The sequence below is a fragment of the Corynebacterium sp. TUM25020 genome, assembly GCF_056388495.1.
Genome location: NZ_JBWJFG010000003.1, coordinates 123,415 through 144,662, shown reverse-complemented (window position 1 = coordinate 144,662; position 21,248 = coordinate 123,415). Strand labels below are relative to the sequence as shown.

Sequence of the window (21,248 nt, the reverse complement as noted above, 5' to 3'; positions counted from 1 at the left end):
GTGTGATAGTTTCAACCCACATTGGTATTGACGTTCGAAAGCTTGACGGAGAAGAGGCGATGGCGGCAGCTTGGAATGCTGATAAGGAGATTCAAGATCTCCTGCCGGCGGCCATTGCACGGGACCGCCGGGCGGCTAATGACCTTATTAAGCTCATTTACCCCAGGGTGGTCGTATTCTGCCGTAGTAAGCTGAGCTCTCATGGCTATCCGACGCCGGAGGATGTCGCTCAGGACGTGTGCATCGCGGTAGCTAAGGCGCTGCCACGTTATCAAGACACCGGCGCGCCGTTTATGGCTTTTGTCTACCAAGTGGCGCGGAACAAGATTACGGACGCCTATCGCTCGCGTCAGCGGGACATGTCCGATCCGGCGGAGGAGCTTCCGGAGGAAGAATCTTTCCAGGATTCCCCCGAAGAGGTGTATTTGAGTCAGGATTCGTGTAACGACTTGGTTAAAAAGCTCGATATTCTGAGTGAGAAATCAAAAGAAATTCTTCTCCTCCGCGTGGTGCACGGCTACACAGCGGAAGAGACCGCGGAGATTGTAGGATCGAAGCCCACCGCCGTCCGGGTAGCGCAGCATAGGGCAGTGGCGAAGCTGAAGAAACACGGGATCATCCAAAGTAGGTAGTTACCTTCAAGTGATTTCAATAAAGAAAAGGGTTTAACGCCATGGCACAGAATGACGACTTCTGGGGAGACGAGGAGAGTTTCTCCTCGATCCTGGACTTGGATCGCATTCTCGATGCGATCGGTCGGGGGGAGTCGATCCCGGAAACTGAAAGCTTCGACTCCAACGATCCATTGTTTGCCGAGCTGGTTGCGACCCGCGAAGCGCTCCATCGGGATATTCCACCCGCACCGGACGTAAGCTTCCTCTTCCCGGACGAAGAACCCGAGTTGGCTGACGGTACGACCGGCCAGAATTCTCGTTTGCTGCGCACAGGTGCGAAAGCCGCAGCAGCGGGAGGCGTGTCCTTGACCAGCATGTTGGTAGCCGGTGGTGTGGCTGCCGCTTTGGCGGTTGGCGGCCTAGGGTATGCGGCGTATTCCAATTCCCAAGGAGCACATGTAAAGCACGAGGAATCGGCCGAGAGGGGGGCAGCCGAGGCGCTGAACTCCAGTGGTGTCGGTGAAGATGTCTCCGGCGGACAAGAGGGCGTCCTAAAGGAAGAGAACATCGCAGATAAGACCGACCGCGACGATAAAGACCGCGAAAAGGATAAGAAAGACAAAAAGGAAAAGGACGAGGCGGACAAGTCTACTGTCACCGAGTCCCGAGCTCCGCTCACCACCGTGGAGGAAATCCCGACCACCACTATTATTCTGGGCGGAACTGAATCCTCCATGCAGCCGGAGCCAGGTCTGCCAGTCGGCCCGATCGCGCCTACGAAGCCCAGTGAGCCAGTGGCTACGCCTCACCCGGAGAAGCCGACGCCGACCGCCAAACCCACGGTGTCGCACCCAGAGCCACGACCTACATTGGATGGCTATAGCGCGCCCGTAGATGCCCCAGCTCCGATTGAGGGCAGCTAACTTACTTACCCCTACAGAAACGGCGGGCGCAGGCCGTGGAACGCGAAATCGATAGCGTCCGCGTAGCCCAGGCAATAATCCCAGGTCACGTAATTATTTGGATTTGGCTGTGCCGATGGTTCGTGCACAGGGACAAGCTCATTGTTGAGCATCGTCGTGATATTCGACTCGATGATGTCCCAATCGTAGAAGTGCGTATCCTCGCAGTCCTCACACAACATCGCCACGCCACGAATCCCACGGGGCTCCAGCAGCTTGCGGAAATCACGGACATTTTTCAGATCTTCCCGCAGAGCCTGAACCTCGTCGGGAGACAGCGGCGGCACAGCTCCGTCGAACTCGTCAGGATCCAGGAAAGACGCTGGGTCATTGGGATCATCAGCGAAAGGATCCGGCGGCATTTGATCGTGGTTAAAGCTCACATCAACACCGTACCCTGTGGTCGGTGGTGGAAAGCAAAAACACGATTGGATTCGAGCCAGGGTCAGTACCCAACCCCGGGAAACAAAAATGCGCCTCAAGGGGTTATTCTGTAGTACATCGGCGAGAAGACGGCGAGAACTCCCTGGTGAGCAATCCCGGTGAGTTTGAGTAGCAGAAAATTCTAAAGGAAGGTCGGGCAACCCGTGACAAACCCTGAGATGAACGCGAACACCTACCCAGTTTCCACCGGTGGCGACGACCCCAACAAGGTTGCTCTGGTCGGACTGACCTTCGACGATGTCTTGTTGCTGCCCGCAGCGTCTGAAGTGATCCCCTCCGGAGTGGATACCGCCACCCAGTTCACCCGCAACATCAACTTGAACATTCCCGTGGCTTCCGCGGCAATGGATACGGTGACGGAAGCTCGCATGGCAGTAGCCATGGCTCGCCACGGTGGCATCGGCGTGCTGCACCGCAACCTCTCCATCGAGGACCAGGCACAGCAGGTAGAAATCGTGAAGCGCTCCGAGGCCGGTATGGTTACCGACCCAATCACTGCTTCTCCGGACATGACCATCCAACAGGTGGACGAGCTATGCGCTCGCTACCGCATCTCCGGCCTGCCTGTGGTGGACGATGAAGGCGTGCTGGTGGGAATCCTCACGAACCGCGATATGCGCTTCGAGACTGACTTCAGCCGCAAGGTCTCCGAAGCCATGACCCCCATGCCGCTGGTTGTCGCCCAGGAAGGCGTATCTGCCGAAGCTGCCCTCAGCCTGCTGTCTGAGCATAAGGTGGAAAAGCTGCCCATCGTCGATGGTGCAGGCAAGCTGACTGGCCTGATCACGGTGAAGGACTTCGCAAAGCGCGAGCAGTACCCGCTGGCTGCCAAAGATTCCTCTGGTCGCCTGCTGGCCGCTGCAGGCATTGGTACTGGCGAAGATGCATGGACCCGTGCTGGCAGCCTCGTAGATGCTGGCGTGGACGTGCTGATTGTCGACACCGCCCACGCACACAACCGTGGCGTGCTGGACATGGTTTCCCGCGTGAAGAAGGAGTTCGGCGACCGCGTCGACGTCGTCGGCGGCAACTTGGCTACTCGCGAGGCCGCACAGGCCATGATCGAGGCAGGCGCTGACGCTATCAAGGTCGGTATTGGCCCCGGCTCCATCTGCACCACCCGCGTCGTTGCCGGTGTTGGTGCTCCGCAGATCACGGCCATCATGGAGGCCTCCGTGCCGGCCAAGAAGGCAGGCGTGCCGATCATCGCCGACGGTGGCATGCAGTTCTCCGGGGACATCGCCAAGGCACTGGCCGCCGGCGCATCCACCGTCATGCTGGGCTCCATGCTCGCCGGCTCCGCTGAGACCCCCGGTGAGATCGTGACCATCAACGGCAAGCAGTACAAGCGCTACCGCGGCATGGGCTCCATGGGTGCGATGCAAGGGCGCGGCCTTACCGGCGAGAAGCGCTCCTACTCCAAGGATCGTTACTTCCAGGCAGATGTGAAGTCCGAGGAGAAGCTGGTGCCGGAAGGTATCGAGGGGCGCGTCCCCTTCCGCGGTTCCATCAGCTCCATCCTGCACCAGCAGGTCGGTGGCCTGCGCGCAGCGATGGGCTACACGGGCGCGGCGACGATCTCGGAGCTGCAGAACGCACGATTTGTACGCATCACCGGTGCAGGCCTGCGTGAGTCCCACCCGCACGACGTGCAGGGCATCATGGAAGCTCCGAACTACAACCCGAATCGCTAAAACCCAGCCTTAGCTAGTCAGAGCACACTTTTTAGGAGTGACACCCTCATGCAGGAATATGTGGACATCGGACGCTCGCGCACCGCGCGCCGGGTGTATGGCCTGAACCAGATCGACATCGTTCCCTCGCGGCGTACCCGCAGCTCGCACGATGTAGACACGTCGTGGAAGATCGATGCATATTCGTTCGATATTCCACTGATGTCCCACCCGACCGACTCGATCGTTACTCCTGAATTCGCTATCGAGTTCGGCCAGCTGGGCGGTCTGCCAGTAATCAACGCCGAAGGCCTGTGGGGTCGCGTGGAAGATCTGGACGCTGCCCTGCGCGGGGTCGTTGAAGCTGCCCAAAAAGCCGATGCTGCCCTGTTCGACGAGGAAGGTGTGGACGCCACCTCGGACTCCGGTATCTTCGGCGCCAACGCGGAGCTACAGCGCCTGCATTCCCTGGAGCTCAATGTGGATCTGCTGCAGGAGCGCCTGAACCAGGTGCGGGAATCGGGCGTGCGTTTTGCCGTCCGAGTTTCCCCACAGAACGCCCGCGAACTAGCTCCGGTGCTGATTAAGGCCGGTATGGATTTGCTGGTGGTGCAGGGAACCTTGGTCTCCGCCGAGCACGTGCACCGCGATGGTGAGCCACTGAATCTGAAGGAGTTCATCGGCAGCCTGGACATTCCAGTCATCGCCGGCGGCGTGGTGGATTACACTACCGCAATGCACTTGATGCGCACGGGCGCCGCTGGTGTGATCATTGGCTCCGGCCACACCACCAATAACGAGTCCCTGGGTATCGATGTGCCGATGGCTACTGCCATCGCCGATGCGGCTGCTGCGCGTCGTGACTACCTGGATGAGACGGGTGGCCGTTATGTGCACATCATCGCCGACTCTTCGCTGACCCGTTCCGGCGACGTGGCAAAGGCCATCGCCTGCGGCGCTGATGCGGTGTCTCTGGGCCTGCCCTTGGCTACCGCAGCTTCTGCAGGCGCCCCGAACTGGTACTGGCCATCCACTGCAGGTCACCCGCAGTTGCCGCGCGGTGTGGTGGAAGAAGTTGGCCTGGGTGAGCCACAGCCATTGAAGACCTTGCTTTTTGGTCCGACCTCCAACCCAGTTGGCGATGAAAATATTATCGGTGCTCTGCGTCGCTCGATGGCAAAGTGTGGCTACACGGATATCAAGAGCTTCCAAAAGGTCGACCTGGTCGTTCGCTAAGAAAAAGAAAGAACATAACTGATCCGCATGAAGATTTCCCAGTGGTGGCAGCGCACAACTGACCGGTTGCCGATGCAACTAGCGGTGCTGTCGTGGGCGTCAATAATAATCGGCGTGATCGGCATCATCGCCACGATCGTGCTCTACCTGGGCTACCAGCCGCAGCATGGCGACGAGACAGTGAAGATGAACGTCGGCGCGACTGGCGTGATGGTGGGGCTGTATTTCTTCGCCTTCGTGTTGTTCGGGGCGATGATTATTCAGGGGCGCACATGGGGTGTGTCGGGGCTGGTGCTCACGCACGTCACTTTGGTGCTGATTACGATTACGGTGATCCAGTCGGGAGTGTTCTGGCTGGCGGCAATCTTCGGGGTGGTGGCAGCGGTATCGTTGGCGCTGATTTTCTCTCCGCCGTCGATGGATTGGTACAAGCAGCGTTTCGCGGATAACCGGGGGTAGCGCCACCGGTGTGCTGCGCGGGGTGGACGTGCGTTAAGGTTAGGAACTGTGACTCAACAAGACCCAGCTGCCGCCGCTCCACGGCCCGTGCTTGTCGTGGATTTCGGTGCGCAATACGCACAGCTCATTGCCCGCCGTGTGCGCGAGGTTAACCTGTATTCCGAGGTCATCCCGCACACCATGTCTGCCGAAGAGGTTGCCGCGAAGAACCCTGCGGCTCTGATTCTTTCCGGTGGTCCTTCTTCTGTTTACGCGGATGACGCCCCCTCGCTTCAACCCGGACTGTTGGAACTGGGCGTGCCGGTATTCGGTATCTGTTATGGATTCCAGGCGATGACTCAGGCCATGGGTGGCACCGTTGCAAAGACCGGCCAGCGTGAATACGGACGTACCGAGCTGCAGATTCAATCGGAAGCTGGCGTACTCCACGCAGACATGGGCAGTAACCAGCAGGTGTGGATGAGCCACGGCGACTCCGTATCTGTGGCCCCGGAGGGCTTTACCGTGACCGCCCGCACCGAGGGTGCGCCGGTGGCTGCCTTCGAATGCCCGGAAAAGCGCATGGCGGGTGTGCAGTACCACCCAGAGGTGCTGCACTCTCCGAAGGGGCAGGAGGTGCTGCGCCGCTTCCTGCTGGAGACCGCAGGCCTGGAGCCGACGTGGACCGCGGGCAACATTGCCGAGCAGCTTATCGAGCAGGTACGCGAGCAGATCGGCGACGAAGGACGCGCGATTTGTGCCCTGTCAGGAGGCGTGGATTCCGCGGTGGCCGCTGCGCTTGTGCAGCGCGCAATCGGTGATCGCCTGACATGCGTATTCGTAGACCATGGCCTGCTGCGCGCCGGTGAGCGCGAGCAGGTGGAGAAGGACTTTGTGGCTGCCACCGGCGCGAAGCTGGTGACGGTGGATGAGCGCGAGGCATTCCTGAACAAATTGGCCGGTGTGAGCGAACCAGAGGCAAAGCGTAAGGCTATTGGCGCGGAGTTTATCCGCTCCTTCGAGCGCGCCGTTGCCGGTGTGCTGGCCGATGCCCCGGAGGGGGCCAGTGTGGACTTCCTGGTACAGGGCACTCTGTACCCGGATGTTGTGGAATCCGGTGGAGGCACTGGTACCGCAAACATCAAGAGCCACCACAACGTCGGCGGCCTGCCGGACGATGTGGAGTTTGAGCTGGTAGAGCCACTGCGCCTGCTGTTCAAGGACGAAGTACGTGCAGTGGGTCGCGAGTTGGGTCTGCCGGAGGAAATCGTAGCGCGCCAGCCATTCCCGGGACCAGGCTTGGGCATCCGCATCATCGGTGAGGTAACCGAGGAGCGTTTGGAGACTTTGCGCGCTGCCGACGCGATTGCCCGCGCGGAGCTGACTGCCGCTGGCTTGGATGACGTGATCTGGCAGTGCCCGGTGGTGCTGTTGGCAGATGTGCGTTCCGTGGGCGTGCAGGGCGACGGGCGCACCTATGGTCACCCGATCGTGCTGCGTCCGGTGTCCAGTGAAGATGCAATGACTGCGGACTGGACGCGCATTCCTTTCGATGTGCTGGAGAAAATCTCGACGCGTATCACTAATGAGGTGGAGGAAGTAAACCGCGTTGTGCTGGATGTAACCAGCAAGCCGCCGGGAACCATTGAGTGGGAGTAAGAAAAACTTCCGGAATTCTTATTTTGCGCCTCAAACTAGGTTAAGCTGTACCGCATAGTCATTTTGCATGGCTATGCAAAAGTTGGGTTTTTATTTCTATTTCGCATTTCCCATAGAAAAGGTACATATCTATGACTTCCAAGTTTGTTCGTAGCGCAACTGCCATCGCTGCAGCATCTGCATTGGCTTTCGGTGGGGTAAGTGTTGCTTCTGCAGCTCCGGCTGGTTCCCTAGGTGGACTGGTTGGCTCCCTTGGTGGCAAGAAGGATCTGGATGTTCCGCAGGGTGCCAAGGTTAAGCTGGGTAACCTTGGCGGTCCGGCCTTTAATGTTGATCTGTACAAGCAGGTTCACGGTGCGACTACCGTTGCTCCGGGGGCTACTGTAAAGACTCGCGTTGAGGTTCAGGGCGTCAAGGGTAAGACCACCGTTAACGAGATTATTGAGTGGATGCCTAAGGGGTTCCAGCTGCTCAAGGTTGAGCGTATTAAGGGAAGTCTGATCGGCGGTGACTCTGTCCACGAGCTGGGGCAGAGCGAGTATGCAGTGACTCAGAACAAGGACAAGACCGAGGTTCATGTTTCCTGGGAGGAAGGGCTGCTGATCAAGCACAAGCCCACTGTTGATACGGCCACTCCGCTGCTGCTGGACTTCACGTGGAAGGTTCCAGAGAAGGAAGGCACCTACAAGAACGGTGCTGGACTAAAGGTTGGTGCTGTGGTTAATAACTACAAGGTCTTCGACAATGGCACTCCGATTGTCGTGAAGAAGGGCACTGCTCCGTCTGGCTCGGGTGCTTCCGGCTCCTCGATCTCCGGCTCTTAACTTAAAGCCGAGAACTTTTCGGCCCGTCTCCGCCGCATGGTGGGGGCGGGCTGTTTCTTGTGTACTAGCGCTTCTTCTTGGCCGTACCGATTGGCTTGATGTGCGCCGTGCCGTCGATCTGTGGGTAAACGAACCAGGTGTATGCTCCTGCGATAACCCACGCGATAGCCATCAACGCCCACGAGCGAGTATTGAGTAGCGGTATCGCCATGAGGGCGATCCACAGTGGGAATAGTGGCGCAACCTGCGATGCGCTGGTGCGATAGCGCTCGCCGCGTTTTTCTACTTCTTCGCGCACCTGCCTGCGATATGGGTGGCTAAACGTTAGCAACAGCGCTGCACCGACGGTGGCTACCAAGACAATGACCTGAAAGCCAGGCGCTAGCGGAGCTGCCATGATGCCTACCGCTAGGCCGAAAAGTGCCGACCCAATGGCGCGCACGACGGTAGGTGGGGTAATGACGGGCTCGTTGCGGTTTTTGGAGCTCATGACTGCCCATTCTAGGTGACGCCACCTTCTCCGCCCCTTCCGGCCTGCGTCTTTAGTCGCGTGTTTGACGTCTCTTTAGGGGAGGGATATATTCGCAACCATCAAGATAGAACACGTGTTCTAATATGTGTTGTTGGTTGTGCAGCCATGTCCACGGGCACTGATAGAAGATGCCTAGAACATGTTGCGGTGGAACAGGGAAGGGAGGTGACGGGTATGGCTCAGGCCGAAACACAGGCGAGAAAGCAGACTACACGGCAGGTGGAGGCAACGACGATCGCCAGTTTGCGGCACAAGATGCGGCAGATCGAATCTGGAGGCGCTCTGACATCCGGTATTTCCAGCGCTTCGGTACTGGAGGTAGTGCCGACGGGGAACGAGGCGTCACAAAGAAAAGACAATGTGCGTGTTGCGCCGGTGCCGCAGTGGCTGGCCGAGCACCTACCGGGCGGTGGGGTGGCGCGCGGGCAGGCAACGCAGGTGTCGGACTGTCCCGCAGTATTGGTGGATATGCTCGCACATCTCACAGCGCAGGGGATGTGCGTGGCGGTGGTGGACTATCCGCGACTGGCGATTGCGGCAGTGGCTGCTGCTGGTGGGGATGTGGAAAGGCTAGTGCTCGTACCAGACTCCACACCACATACCGCAGCGGTGTTAGGGACGCTGGTAGAGGGGATGGATGCGGTGCTGTTCGCAGCCGGCGGGCAGAGCGGTGCTGTGAGTGCGACTTTTATGCGACCGGTGGAGGCACGGCTGCGGAAAAGCGAATGCGCCCTGCTGGTGTGTGGGCAGGCGTGGCCACAAGCGAGGATGCATGTGGATCTGCACGTATGTGGTGTGCAAGGGTTGCGCCGCGGTGGTGGGCGGATCCGCGCCGTGGCGATCGAGGGACGCGTGTGGGGGAAGGCCCAACCGCCACGTACAGTGCAGGCGACGATTGGTGCTGAGAATGTTGTGGATACAGGCGCAGCAGATGCAGCAGGTATAGAAGGCGTGACTTATGCCCACTCTGGGTAGAGCAGTGGGGAGAGCCTCGGGTAGCACAGCAGGGAGCGCAACACAGGCGCCCCGCAATGTACGAGTGGCTGTGCTGTGGTTTCCGGATTGGCCGGTGTATGTTCAGGCTCAATCACATGGGTGGGATGTGTTGGCGCCTGCTGCGGTGATTACGGACTACCGAGTTCTGGCTTGCAACGCGGCTGCGCGGAGCCACGGCGTCAAGATCGGTATGAAGCAGCGTCACGCGTTGGCGGCCTATCCACAGTTGAACGTGGCTGCGGATGATCCGAACCGGCAAGCGGCGGTACACGAGGATGTACTGAACGCACTGCAGGACGTTAGTGCGATGGTGGAGACCCTGCGACCAGGATTACTGGCCTTCCCTGTGGATGCACTATCCAGGTATTACGGTGACGAGGACACTGCGGTGGAAAAGTTGCTGGACGCTGCCGCACGGATTCACGCTGACTGTATGGCAGGGGTGGCCGACGACCTGGTGTCGGCGGTATGGGCAGCACGGCTGGGCAGGACTATCCCTCCGGGAGAGAGCACAGAGTTTATCGCCGAACTACCGATCGACGTGTTGGGAATTGAGCCGGAGCTGCGCGCCCCCGTACAGCTAAGCGCTACGTTGCAGCAGTTGGGGCTGCGTACGATGCGAGACTTTGCCGACCTTCCACGGGCAGACGTAGCAGCGCGTTTCGGGCAGGAGGCCGTGACCTGGCACCGCATTGCCAGTGGCCATGTGGATAGGGATGTCGCGCCCCGACGACGCCGCGAAGAATTAGAACTGCGCTACGAAGCAGAGGAGCCTATCGCCCGCACTGAAACCGCCGCTTTCATTGCCCGGCATGTGGCCACTGCGCTGCATAATAAGCTCTTCGCAGCGGGGGAGGCCTGCCTGCGCCTGGCTGTGCGGGCCTACTTGGAACCCCCAGCTGGCTATGCTGGGCCGACCGTTATTGAGCGGCTCTGGCGGTGCCGTGAGCCCCTCTCGGAACAAGACACAGCCCAGCGAGTGCGCTGGCAACTCGACGGTTGGCTCACCCGCCTGCGAGCAGGTGCGGGAGCTAACGCGGGTGCTGATGTTGGGGCTGATGCTGGGTTCGACTGGGCGGATAGCACCGCTGGTGTCACATGCATTGAGCTTGTGCCCGTGGAAACCGTCCCAGCAGGGAGCCTCGCCGCGCCACTATGGGGTGGACCAGACGAAGGCATCCGGGCCGCGCGGGCTGCCGCCGGACGGGCACAAGCGTTGATTGGTATGAACCGTGTGTTGCGTCCCATCCACCGCGGCGGTCGTGCAGTGGCGCGGCGCATCGTTACCGTTCCCTATGGAGAAGACGACCCAGAGGCCATTACCGCCCTGACTACTCGCCAGTGGGAAGGTCAGCTCCTGCACCCCCTGCCCGGCTTGATCGGGGCACCCGGATCACGTGACGCCTGCAACCCCAGCGCCGCACACCCCGCAGCACGACTGACGCTACTGGACCGCCACGAGAATCCAGTGCACGTTACAGGCCGGGGTTTGATGAGCGCACCACCGGAAACTCTGCGTTGGGGTGGCCGACGATTGCACATCACCGGCTGGGCTGGCCCCTGGCCCGTTGATGAACACTGGTGGGCAGAGGGGAAGCGCTATGCCCGACTGCAGATCTCTGCCCGGATGTCACCCCGTGAGGAGGAAACGCGCAATACCCGTCATGACGCGCCGGGCGAACAGGCATTTCTACTGGTGTGCAAAGGGAAACAATGGCGGATCGAAGCCACCTATTAGCAAAGCTATGCCCCCGTAACTTGCTACTCTAGATAACATGCCAACAACTAGAAACGCCCAGGCCGGACAGCTCAAAACCAGCGCTGACACCTTAGGCGGAGTCTACGCGGACATGTGCTCCCAACGGACCGATGAGACTCTTCCTGGCACCGCTAAGCCGGGTCGCTTGGTCCTTGCCCTGGAGCACCTCACCGCCTGGGGGCACGATATCCTCGACGGCGATGCCTTGGGGAAGGAGCTCAGCACAAAAATTGAGAAATTCCTCGCAGAAAACAATGCTCAGCTGCAGTTCATCCGGCGTCCCGGCCGGGAAGGCCAGCAACGTGCCGCCAACCCCACCCGCCAGCTCTACATCAGCTGGGCCGAGGGCTATGGCGATGATCCCACGCCCATTCTCGAAAGTCTGCAGATATCCGGTCCGGAGGCACTGCTCGATCTTGACCTCAGCGCTCCCGGCGCAGCCGGCGGCCAGCGCATCGACGGTCCGCTGTTACTGGTGTGTACTCACGGCAAACGCGACAAATGCTGCGCAGTATTCGGCCGTCCTGTCGCCGACGAGCTCACCGCCGAATACGGAGAAATAGTCTGGGAATCCTCCCACACCAAGGGGCATCGCTTTGCCCCCTCCATGATTCTGCTGCCGACCAACTACTCCTATGGCCGACTCGGCACTGCCGGAGCTCGCAGCATGCTGGAACGCGCCAAGCAGGGCGAACTGTGGCTGGAAGGCTGCCGTGGCCGCGGGCTGTGGGATCCGGTTGGGCAGGTCGCGGAGCTTGCCGTCGCGGAGAAGATGTCTAAAGAAGGCCGCCCCGTCAAACTGGCAACGATGCACGTTCGTAAGCCGGAAGCAGCCGAGGCTGAAGCCACGGACGCTGGCACCGAGGTGCGCATTGTGCGCGTTACCGACGAAGCTGGTGCACATAAAGAAATCACGGTGCGCCTGACTTCGCGCTCGGGTGGTACATCCGTTCCCTCTTGCGGCAAGAAGCCCAAACAGACCGTGACGTGGGACGCGGAGTTCTAAACCCATAGAAAAACCCCGGGGCAGTTCAGATTTGAACTAGCACCCGGGGTTTCGTCGCTAACTAGCGGCGCATGATCTTCTTCGATAGCCAGTTTCCGCCCAGCTGCGCGATCTGCACGATGACGATGATTACTGCAACGGTCGTCCACGTTACGGCGTCATTAAACGAGCGATAACCGTAGACAATCGCGAAGTCACCCAAGCCACCGGCGCCGATGTATCCCGCCATGGCGGACATATCGACAATGGCGATAAACATAAAGGTCAGGCCTAGGATCAGCGGCCCCAGCGCCTCAGGGATGATTACCGAGAAGATGATCTTCAGCGGCGAGGCACCCATCGCCTTGGCCGCCTCGATCACGCCCGGGTCGATGGCCACGAGGTTCTGCTCGAAGATGCGGGCAGCGCCGAAAGTCGCGGCGACGACCATACCGACGATCGCGGCCTCGGTGCCGATACGGCTCTGCACCACTAGGTCAGTTAGCGGACCGATCGCTGTCAGCAAGATGATGAACGGGATCGGGCGGATGAAGTTCACCAGGAAGTTCGTTACCCAGTAGACCGCACGGTTCTGCAGAATGCCGCCCTTGCGGGTGGTAAACAGTAGCAGGCCGATCATCAGGCCTAGAACCGAGGAGATCACAAGCGTGATCGAGACCATGTAGAGCGTGTCGAAAATGGCCTTTTGGAACGTGTTGCCGTAGCGATCCCAATCCATTTGCGCGAGGGTCATCGTGTTCATCGGATCTCCTCAATCTCGGTGGAGGACTGCATATGGCTGTGGAACTCCTCAATTGCCTGCTCGCCGGCGGCATCGTGCGCCGTCAAGCGCAAGGTAAGGCGACCGAAGCTGTGGTTTTGAAGGGTAGTGACGCCACCGTGGACGATGTTGACCGTCACTCCTGCAGCAGACAGCTTGGATACGGCGTCGAAGAAACCAATTCCCTCGGCCATAGTCACAGTGAAGAGGCGACCGTGCTCGGACTGTAGCGCCTCGGCCTCAACCATGTCCGGAGTGTTGCGCAGGGAAGTGGCCACAAAGTTGGCCGCAGTCTGCGTCTGCGGGTTGGAAAAGACTTCGTAAACGCTGCCCTGTTCCACGATGCGGCCGTTCTCCATCACGATGACGGAGTCCGCGATGGCGCGCACAACTTCCATCTCGTGAGTGATCACGACGATGGTGATGCCGAGCTCACGGTTGACCTTGCGGAGGAGCTCCAACACGTCGCGCGTGGTGGAGGGGTCCAGTGCACTGGTGGCTTCATCGGCCAGCAGCAAACTGGGGTTGGTGGCCAGCGCACGGGCGATGCCGACGCGCTGCTTCTGACCGCCAGAGAGCTGCTCCGGGTAGGCCTTGCCCTTATCGGAAAGGCCGACGAACTCCAGCAGCTCCTTCACACGTTCCTCGCGCTGCTGCTTAGGCATGCCCTGCAGACGTAGTGGGTAGGCCACGTTGCCTGCCACGTTGCGGGAGGAGAAAAGGTTGAACTGCTGGAAGATCATGCCGATATCGCTGCGCAGCTTGCGCATTTGCGATTCCGGTAGGGGAACGATGTCCTGGCCATCCAGCAGGATCTGCCCGCTGGTGGGGCGATCCAGGCCGTTGATCTGACGGACGAGGGTGGACTTGCCTGCACCGGAGTAGCCGATAATGCCGACGATGGATCCCGCCGGGATATGAGTGGTGATGTCCTGCAGGGCTCGAACTTCTTTCTTGCCCTGCTTGAAAACCTTCGTCACATCGCGGAAGACGATGTCTGTGCCAGTGTTGCTCGTGCCAGTGTTGCTCGTGCCGGTGGTGCCGGCACTGGGCTGGTCGACGCTAGGTTGCGCGTCTGAAGCCATAGGGAACCTCTTTTGAGAGTGGGGGTTAGGGAAGGGAGCTACTTCTTGATCTGCTTTTCGGTGTCCTTCAGGATCTTAGACAGCTCGTCTGGGCCCATCTTGACCTCGACGGAGGTGCCCTTGGACTGCTCGTTCAGCGCATCCTGAACGTCCTTGGAGTGCCAGACGTCGACGAGCTTCTTCAGATCCTCATCGTCCTTGTGCTCCTCGGTGGTGACGAAGGCGTTGATGAATGGCTTTGCAGCCTCTGCCTTCGGGTCATCCTGGACAATGGAGGACTTCGGGTCGATGTTGCCGCGCTCCAGGAAGGAGTTGTTGATGACGGCTGGGGTGCCGTCCTTGTAGGCGGTTACGGTCTGGGCGGCATCAACCGGGGTGACCTTGACCTTGGACTTGCTTTCATCAACATCGGCCGGAGTCGGGGAGAGAACCTTATCGTCCTTCAGCTTCACTAGACCGGCGGATGCCAGCACGTGGAGGGCACGACCCTGGTTGGTCGGGTCGTTCGGGATGGCGACCTCGCCGGCTTCCTCGATGTCCTTAACTTCGCTGTGATCCTGGTAGTACACGCCCAGCGGGATGATCTCGGTTGCACCGATCGGTACCAGGTTGGAACCGTTGTTGACGTTGAAGTCAGCCAGGAACATCAGGTGCTGGAAGTTGTTGACGACGATTTCGCCGTCCTGCAGAGCACGGTTCGGCAGGCTGTAGTCGCCGAACGGAACTAGCTCGACATTCAGGCCTTCTTCCTTAGCCTTCTGTTCGAAGACCTGCCACTGCTTTTGGCCCTGGTCGGTGGTGCCGATCTTGATCGTGTCATCGTCACCGCCGCAGGCGGAAAGGCTGAAAGCCATAGCTACCGCAGCTACTCCGGCTGCAACCTTTTGGCGAAGGGACATGGGAATCCTCCTGGATTGTCATGGGCCCGGATCTTTTTGGAACGTCCGGGCTGAACTGTGCGATTAAGGTAGCAGTCTAAACCAAAATGAACAACTTAGTCTAGTTTTAGTTTGAGCTTTTTCGGAAGCGGCCACATATTACCCATTAATAGAATATGTGTTCTATAGTTGGCCTGTGTCTAATGAGTCTCGCAAGCCACAGTCCAGGAGTTTCTCCCTAGGGTCACCACTGAGTTGGAGACAGCTCGAAAGCGTGCTGTCCGGACAAGGGCCTGGACTGCGGAACCTGCGGGCAATAGGAATAGGGGAGGAGACGGGAGTAACTGGGGGCGAAGGGGCGTCAACAAGAAAAACCGGAATCGCCTTTGCCGAGCTTCATGCCTGCAACACCTACAACTTCCTGCGCGGCGCGAGCCAATCCGAGGAAATGGTTGCAGCGGCGCGCGAACTGGGGCTAAGTGCTCTTGCATGTGTAGATCGCGATGGCTTTTATGGGGCAGCGCGCTTCGCAACGGCGGTGGCTGAGAGCACAGGGAGCTCCGATGCTGGCGAAACGAACCTCGCGACGGTGTTCGGTGCTGAGCTGAGCCTCGACGTGCCGCTCACGGTGCTGTGCAAAGGACGCGAAGGGTATGTGCGGCTAAGTCGCCTTATTACTGACGCCCGTATGGCCGACCCCGACAAAGATTCCGTACGGTACCCCGACCTCTCCCAGCTAGCAGAGGCAGCGGGCGGCCACTGGCTCGTGCTTCTCGACTGGCGGTGGGCAGAAAGCACGACAAGCGCATACACGGCAGCGCGGTTAATAAAGCTTTTTGGCACGGCCAATGTTGTGGTCGAGTTGCAGCACACAATGAACCCGGCGGATGCCGATCGCAACGAACGCCTCCACGCCCTGGCGATGCACTACGGACTGCGTGAGATCGTTAGCAGTGCCCCTACATGCGCCACACCGAAACACTCCCGGTTGGCCGGGGCGAAGGCGGCGCTGCGCGAACGCACAGACGTCGCTGCCGCAGAGCCGACCGTCCACCCGGTGGGCGGCTCGTGGCTGCGCTCGGGGGAGGAGATGCTGCAGCTCGCCGGCGATTGTGAGTGGCTAGCCCGTGCCGTCGAGACTTCCGTGCAGGTCGCCCGCGAATGTGCCTTCACCCTGGATCTTGTTGCGCCGAACCTGCCGCATTTCCCCGTACCGGAGGGATACACGGAAATGTCCTGGCTACGCGCTATTACCGCCCGCGGCGGAGCTGAGCGCTATGGACGGCGCGGTTCTTCTGCAGCCGCCAACCAGGCGTGGGCCACCATTGACCGCGAGCTGGAAACGATCGAACACTTAGGCTTTCCCGGTTACTTCCTCATCGTCCACGACATTGTCTCCTTCTGTCACGAGAACAACATCTTCTGTCAGGGGCGCGGGTCTGCGGCGAACTCTGCAGTGTGCTTTGCTCTGGGGATCACGACGGTGGACGCGGTGGCGTCGGGGCTGCTATTTGAGCGCTTCCTCTCCCCGGAACGCGACGGGCCGCCCGACATTGACCTCGACATCGAGTCGGGAAGACGCGAGGAGGTGATCCAATACGTGTACTCCCGCTATGGACGTGAGAATGCCGCGCAAGTGGCAAACGTGATTACCTATCGCCGCCGTGGCGCGATCCGCGATGCTGGCCGGGCTCTCGGCTACGCGCCGGGTCAGATCGACGCATGGAATCGTCACCCAGAACAAACCCCTGAGATTGTTTATGACCTCGCCGAACAGATGCGGGATCATCCCCGACACCTAGGAATCCACTCCGGGGGAATGGTGATCTGTGATCGTCCTATCGCACAGGTCGTACCTACAGAATGGGCGCGGATGGAGGGGCGCTCCGTGGTGCAGTGGGATAAGGACGACTGCGCCGCCGTGGGGTTGGTGAAGTTCGACCTGCTGGGGCTGGGCATGCTGGAAGCGCTTCACCATGCGGTGGATCAGGTGCGTGCGCACCGCGGACGGAACATCGAGCTTTGGCGCCTGGACCCTACCGAATCGGAGGTCTATGCAATGCTTGCCCGCGCCGATGCAGTGGGAGTGTTTCAGGTGGAATCCCGCGCACAGATGTCCACTCTGCCGCGTCTGAAGCCACGTACGTTCTATGACCTCGTAGTGGAAGTAGCGCTGATCCGCCCCGGCCCCATTCAAGGCGGCTCCGTGCACCCGTATATTCGCCGCCGCAATGGCCTGGAGCCCGTCACTTTTGACCATCCATGCCTGGAGCCCGCGCTGACAAAAACTCTGGGCATTCCGCTATTTCAAGAGCAGCTGATGCAGATGGCCGTGGATGCGGCGGGGTTCACCGGCGCCGAGGCTGATTCCTTGCGTCGGGCGATGGGATCAAAACGTTCTCCGCAGAAGATGGAGCGATTGAAAAAGCGCTTCTACCAGGGGTTAAAGAATAAAAACGGCATTATGGGCGCTATAGCCGACCGGCTCTGGGACAAGATCGTGGCCTTTGCCAGCTATGGCTTTCCCGAGTCGCACTCGCAGTCCTTCGCCTCCCTTGTTTACTACTCCGCGTGGTTCAAATATCACTACCCGGCGGAGTTCTGTGTGGCGCTGCTGCGGGCACAGCCGATGGGTTTCTATTCGCCACAATCCCTGTTGGCGGATGCTCGCCGCCATGGAGTGCAGGTTCTTCCCGTAGACGTGAACGCTTCTGCCGTGCAGGCCGATGCCGTCGTTCCCTTAGCGACGCCCCCACGTTCCAACCGACCAACGGGAGTTCATGGGCTAGGGCGCGGCACCGCTGAGCCGGTGGGGCAGATACGCCTGGGACTTAGTGGTGCCGGAGGAGTAAAGGGTATCTCCGCCGAAGTAGCGGGGCGCATTGTGGAAGCACGTGAAAGGCTCGGACGTTTCACCAGTGTGGAGGACCTATCGCGAGAGGCTGGCCTGACCACGGCTCAAGTGGAGAAGTTGGCTCGCGCTGGAGCGCTGGGGAGTCTCGGACTGACCCGCCGCCAGGCGATATGGGCTGCCGGGGTGGCTGCGACCGAACGCCCCGGAATGCTTCCGGGCACGTCCGGGGTACATGCGCCAGCTTTGCCGGGGATGAGTGCTTTTGAGATGGCGGCGTCAGAACTAGAAGCAACGGGCGTAACAACTGATGAGCATCCGGTGCAGTTACTCCGCTCGTATCTGAACCAGTGGCATCGACGCCCAAACGGTGCAAGTGGTGCAAGCAATGCAGGTGGTGCGGCAGTGGTGACCGCCGACAGTCTGTTGCACGTTCCCAATGGCACCCGCGTGCGCGTCGCTGGCGTGGTGACACATCGGCAGCGTCCCATGACCGCAGGTGGAGTGGTGTTCTTTGGGCTAGAAGACGAGACAGGGCTGGCGAATATTGTGGTCTCGCCAGGACTGTGGACGCGGCAGCGGGCAGTGGCATTGAATGCGAAGATCCTGGTCGTGCGAGGGATCGTACACAACGCAGAAGGAGCTGCTGCGGTGACGGCAGATCTATTGGAACAGGTGGAAACTCAGTTACGCCCGGCAGGCGAGATCGCAGGTGCACATGCGGGGGCGCGAGACTTCCGCTAAGCGGTAGCAGCCTTAGCGCACTGAACGGCTTAGTGATCTTGAACACGGGGTGCGGTGATTGACACAAGCGCAAGGGCAAAGAACAATCGTCCACGTGAACCGCCAACCTTTCGACTCCAGTAACCGCGACGCGCACCGTCGCGAGCGCGGAAACTCTGCTCGAAAGAAGCATCACCATCTGGCCGAGTTTTCTCAGGCGGGAAGCTACGGCGCACAATCGGCGCAGCACGCTCAACACACGCACCGCGCTCAGCACGCTGCGGAAAATTCTTGGCGGGGGAACAGACGGCGTCATAACCAGAACAATGAGGAAGCACCTGCTGGAAGGCACCGCAGGGAAGACGCCGCAGCGCATAGGCGGCCAACAGAACAGCAATTCCGCCGCCGCCGAATCGCGGCGACAACGTTTGCAGCATTCCTCCTGGTTTGTGCCGCTGGCGTGGGCGTGACAGTGCAGAAACTGACTCACGCTACCCATAAGGATCCACAGGCCCATAACACTGTGAAAGAACCCGCGGACTATGCCCCTACAGAGGCTGTGGCGATCCCGCCTACCAGTCAGAATGTGCAGGTCACGCCTGCGGTTGCGCGTATCCCGAAGAAGTTCCGCCCTATCCACGATGTCATGAAGCCAGGGCAGAATAAGACTCTGCTGGTCAATTCCAGCAACCGTGACCGCCGGTACATCATCAACGTGCCTAAGGGTGCAAAGCCGTACTCCAAGAAGGAAAAGTCCGCCAAACCCGGCAAGCCCATCCCTTTGATCTTTGCGTTTCATGGCTACCGTGAGCAGGCAGACCAGATGGCGCGCTACACGGGCCTGGCGGGCAAAGATGCGATCGTGGCATACCCACAGGGAGTGGGTAGTGCATGGGAGGGCGCCCCGTACGCGCGCGTGAAAAAGGGAGAGGATGTGCGCTTTGTCCGTGACATCCTGGACGAAATCTCGTCTACCTACGAGATCGACGCCAACCGTATCTATGCCACTGGCATGTCCAACGGCGGCGGTTTCGTGGGCAAATTGGCCTGCGAAATGCCAGATGAATTCGCAGCATTCGCGGCTGTGTCCGCCGCGTACTACTCGGGAACGTGGAAAGCCTGCGCAGAGAAGGGCTCAGATCCGAAGCACCCAGAAACAGTGCGTTTCAAGCGGGGAGCGACAAGCCCTTTTCTGGATATCCATGGACGCAAGGATCAGACGATCCACTACAGCGGTGGCCCGCGCTATGGCGACGAGTACTTGGGCGCATTTGAGTTTGCACAGCAGTATGCAAGTCGCTCTCGCTGCGTGGGTGCGCCGATCTCCACCCGCGTGACAGATGCTGTGCAACGCGTGCAGTGGCCGCATTGCGGACCAAACATGGAAGTCACTCACCTAGCCATCGGCGATGCTGGCCACACGTGGATGGGTGAGCGCACGGGCGAGGCAGGCGCGGCGGCCAGTGACCCTGAGAGTGAGAGAAAGTCGAATGCCGTGACGGCGACTGGGGAAGTCGCCGCGTTCTTTAAGGCGCACAGCCGATAAGGCCGCGCGCGTTTTAGGTAGAAAGATCCACGTCGTCGTATGCGATTGCGGGGTCGGTGAGCCAGGCGATCGCGCGGTGGCGTTCTACCAGCGTGGAGTGATCCTGGGGCTGTAGAACGCTAGGGCCGGTTGACATAGAGCCAGTAGGCGCCTGGGTCTGTTGCTCCACGGATACCCAGCGCAGGGAATAAACATACTCTGAGGCATCGCAGAGCTCGGAGAGGCTGCGCAGGTTGAGCTCGCTCGCGTCGCGTCCCTCACGATCGACGGCACGGAGGGCGCCCCGGAGGGCGGGAAGATCAACGGGGTTGAAGCCGAAAACATCAATGTCAAGGAGGCCTACTGACCAGGCAAGGAACTCTGCGGCGGTGTACGCCCAGGCCAGCTGGTAGGCATCTTCCTGCAGATCCTGACTGTATGCAAGGTTTCCGTCCGCACCAGCCTGCGCAGTCTCTGCGCGGTCAAGGAAGGCCTGCTCCACGGGGGTGAGATGTTCGAAGGAACGGCGGGAGCCAGCGCGGAGGGAGGCGAAGTCCACGGGCTCTCCATTGAGCACGTTTGCTGCGACCGTCGCCACTACGGCCAGGGTAACGGCTCGGTTGAAAACCTCCTCGGCCGGGCGGATCAGCAGCTCGCCTTCGGATCGCACTGGCGGCAACGTCGGCGCCACCTGGAAACCCTGCTGCCAAAGGCCACTGCGTACGCGCCGCATACGCTCCGCAGAGTCCGGGTGACGGGGCACAGAGTTTTCCTGCGCCCCAGTAGAAGAAGAGCTGCCGACCAGGGCTGGATCCAGCAAATCTGCCCCGCCGGCGTTGCGCACAGTGCCATCAGAAAGGAAGAAGACTGCATTCGCCTCACGAGCCCAGTCGGCGAAGTCTCCCAGATGGGAAAAATCAAAGTCGTCTTTACGCTCGAAGACGTAGTGGCGGCGCACATTATGGATGTGCTGCATCACAGCGTGAATATAGGAATTAAAGCTGCCAAAGCGCTGCTGACCTTGCTCGGCCGCGTATCCCTCGAAGCCCTCTAGATGTTCCAGCAGCTCACGGGTCTGCTGGTCATCATCCTCACTAGCGCCGTTGGCGGTGGTCTTCAAAAATGGTCGCTCGGTTTCCTCGAAGCACAGAGCGCGGGAGGCGATAGCGGGCTCGCCCGGCCCGTTGAAGGGCACGTCCGCTCGGACGGTGGAATAGGCGTTCACGTAGATGCTCATGTCTCCACAGCATAGAGTCTCTGCGCCAGATGTGCCGTGAACTTTC

At 60.0% G+C, this 21,248-nt stretch carries 18 protein-coding genes; 12 read left to right on the top strand and 6 right to left on the bottom strand.

Annotated elements, in window-relative coordinates:
• The first annotated feature begins 2 nt into the window (after positions 1-2).
• Both AC05K6_RS05120 and AC05K6_RS05115 read left to right on the top strand, forming a co-directional pair.
• Entirely contained in the window at positions 3-632 is a 630-nt protein-coding gene (locus tag AC05K6_RS05120) for a sigma-70 family RNA polymerase sigma factor (protein ID WP_473963634.1), read from the top strand.
• Positions 633-673: 41 nt separating this feature from the next.
• The gene (locus AC05K6_RS05115) at positions 674-1,537 is read left to right on the top strand and encodes a hypothetical protein (protein ID WP_473963633.1); all 864 of its coding nucleotides are present in this window, start codon (positions 674-676) and stop codon (positions 1,535-1,537) included.
• An 11-nt stretch (positions 1,538-1,548) separates the two neighbouring features.
• Here AC05K6_RS05115 and AC05K6_RS05110 read toward each other — a convergent pair whose 3' ends face one another.
• Positions 1,549-1,938: a DUF5319 domain-containing protein gene (locus AC05K6_RS05110; protein ID WP_293790812.1), complete on the bottom strand. Its 390-nt coding sequence runs from the start codon at positions 1,936-1,938 to the stop codon at positions 1,549-1,551.
• 240 nt (positions 1,939-2,178) lie between these two features.
• On the opposite strand from AC05K6_RS05110, the gene guaB reads away from it, so the two are divergent.
• From guaB to AC05K6_RS05085, 5 genes are all read left to right on the top strand, one after another.
• Positions 2,179-3,714: an IMP dehydrogenase gene (gene guaB / locus AC05K6_RS05105; RefSeq protein ID WP_293790813.1), complete on the top strand. Its 1,536-nt coding sequence runs from the start codon at positions 2,179-2,181 to the stop codon at positions 3,712-3,714.
• A gap of 48 nt (positions 3,715-3,762) precedes the next feature.
• Positions 3,763-4,929, top strand: coding sequence for a GuaB3 family IMP dehydrogenase-related protein (locus tag AC05K6_RS05100; protein WP_448308006.1), 1,167 nt, complete (start codon positions 3,763-3,765; stop codon positions 4,927-4,929).
• 27 nt (positions 4,930-4,956) lie between these two features.
• Entirely contained in the window at positions 4,957-5,388 is a 432-nt protein-coding gene (locus AC05K6_RS05095; protein WP_448308007.1) for a hypothetical protein, read from the top strand.
• A 48-nt stretch (positions 5,389-5,436) separates the two neighbouring features.
• Positions 5,437-7,026, top strand: coding sequence for a glutamine-hydrolyzing GMP synthase (gene guaA / locus AC05K6_RS05090; protein ID WP_293790708.1), 1,590 nt, complete (start codon positions 5,437-5,439; stop codon positions 7,024-7,026).
• A 131-nt stretch (positions 7,027-7,157) separates the two neighbouring features.
• Positions 7,158-7,850 carry a hypothetical protein gene (locus tag AC05K6_RS05085; RefSeq protein WP_448308008.1) on the top strand — a complete coding sequence of 231 codons (693 nt, stop codon included), beginning with the start codon at positions 7,158-7,160 and terminating at the stop codon, positions 7,848-7,850.
• A gap of 64 nt (positions 7,851-7,914) precedes the next feature.
• Here AC05K6_RS05085 and AC05K6_RS05080 read toward each other — a convergent pair whose 3' ends face one another.
• Positions 7,915-8,340 carry a hypothetical protein gene (locus AC05K6_RS05080; protein WP_448308009.1) on the bottom strand — a complete coding sequence of 142 codons (426 nt, stop codon included), beginning with the start codon at positions 8,338-8,340 and terminating at the stop codon, positions 7,915-7,917.
• Between the two features lie 216 nt (positions 8,341-8,556).
• On the opposite strand from AC05K6_RS05080, the gene AC05K6_RS05075 reads away from it, so the two are divergent.
• Genes AC05K6_RS05075 through AC05K6_RS05065 form a run of 3 tightly spaced genes read left to right on the top strand, consistent with a single transcriptional unit; the run spans position 8,557 to position 12,143 of the window.
• Complete coding sequence (locus AC05K6_RS05075; protein WP_448308010.1) at positions 8,557-9,357, top strand: hypothetical protein; 801 nt, start codon at positions 8,557-8,559, stop codon at positions 9,355-9,357.
• Positions 9,341-11,116 carry a Y-family DNA polymerase gene (locus tag AC05K6_RS05070; RefSeq protein WP_476727956.1) on the top strand — a complete coding sequence of 592 codons (1,776 nt, stop codon included), beginning with the start codon at positions 9,341-9,343 and terminating at the stop codon, positions 11,114-11,116. The genes AC05K6_RS05075 and AC05K6_RS05070 overlap by 17 nt, the downstream gene beginning before the upstream one ends.
• 37 nt (positions 11,117-11,153) lie before the next feature.
• Positions 11,154-12,143: a sucrase ferredoxin gene (locus AC05K6_RS05065; RefSeq protein ID WP_476727955.1), complete on the top strand. Its 990-nt coding sequence runs from the start codon at positions 11,154-11,156 to the stop codon at positions 12,141-12,143.
• Positions 12,144-12,204: 61 nt separating this feature from the next.
• On the opposite strand, the gene AC05K6_RS05060 is transcribed toward AC05K6_RS05065, so the two are convergent.
• Genes AC05K6_RS05060 through AC05K6_RS05050 form a run of 3 tightly spaced genes read right to left on the bottom strand, consistent with a single transcriptional unit; the run spans position 12,205 to position 14,887 of the window.
• Positions 12,205-12,885 carry a methionine ABC transporter permease gene (locus tag AC05K6_RS05060; protein WP_293790714.1) on the bottom strand — a complete coding sequence of 227 codons (681 nt, stop codon included), beginning with the start codon at positions 12,883-12,885 and terminating at the stop codon, positions 12,205-12,207.
• The gene (locus AC05K6_RS05055; protein WP_476727954.1) at positions 12,882-13,988 is read right to left on the bottom strand and encodes a methionine ABC transporter ATP-binding protein; all 1,107 of its coding nucleotides are present in this window, start codon (positions 13,986-13,988) and stop codon (positions 12,882-12,884) included. Before AC05K6_RS05055 ends, AC05K6_RS05060 begins: the two co-directional genes overlap by 4 nt.
• A gap of 38 nt (positions 13,989-14,026) precedes the next feature.
• Positions 14,027-14,887 carry a MetQ/NlpA family ABC transporter substrate-binding protein gene (locus AC05K6_RS05050; RefSeq protein WP_476727953.1) on the bottom strand — a complete coding sequence of 287 codons (861 nt, stop codon included), beginning with the start codon at positions 14,885-14,887 and terminating at the stop codon, positions 14,027-14,029.
• 175 nt (positions 14,888-15,062) lie between these two features.
• On the opposite strand from AC05K6_RS05050, the gene AC05K6_RS05045 reads away from it, so the two are divergent.
• The gene (locus AC05K6_RS05045; RefSeq protein ID WP_476727952.1) at positions 15,063-18,461 is read left to right on the top strand and encodes an error-prone DNA polymerase; all 3,399 of its coding nucleotides are present in this window, start codon (positions 15,063-15,065) and stop codon (positions 18,459-18,461) included.
• Between the two features lie 94 nt (positions 18,462-18,555).
• Positions 18,556-19,986: a CE1 family esterase gene (locus tag AC05K6_RS05040; protein ID WP_476727951.1), complete on the top strand. Its 1,431-nt coding sequence runs from the start codon at positions 18,556-18,558 to the stop codon at positions 19,984-19,986.
• Positions 19,987-19,999: 13 nt separating this feature from the next.
• On the opposite strand, the gene AC05K6_RS05035 is transcribed toward AC05K6_RS05040, so the two are convergent.
• On the bottom strand, positions 20,000-21,202 hold the full coding sequence (locus AC05K6_RS05035; RefSeq protein ID WP_293790719.1) for a DUF4272 domain-containing protein: 1,203 nt from the start codon (positions 21,200-21,202) through the stop codon (positions 20,000-20,002).
• Positions 21,203-21,248: the final 46 nt, after the last annotated feature.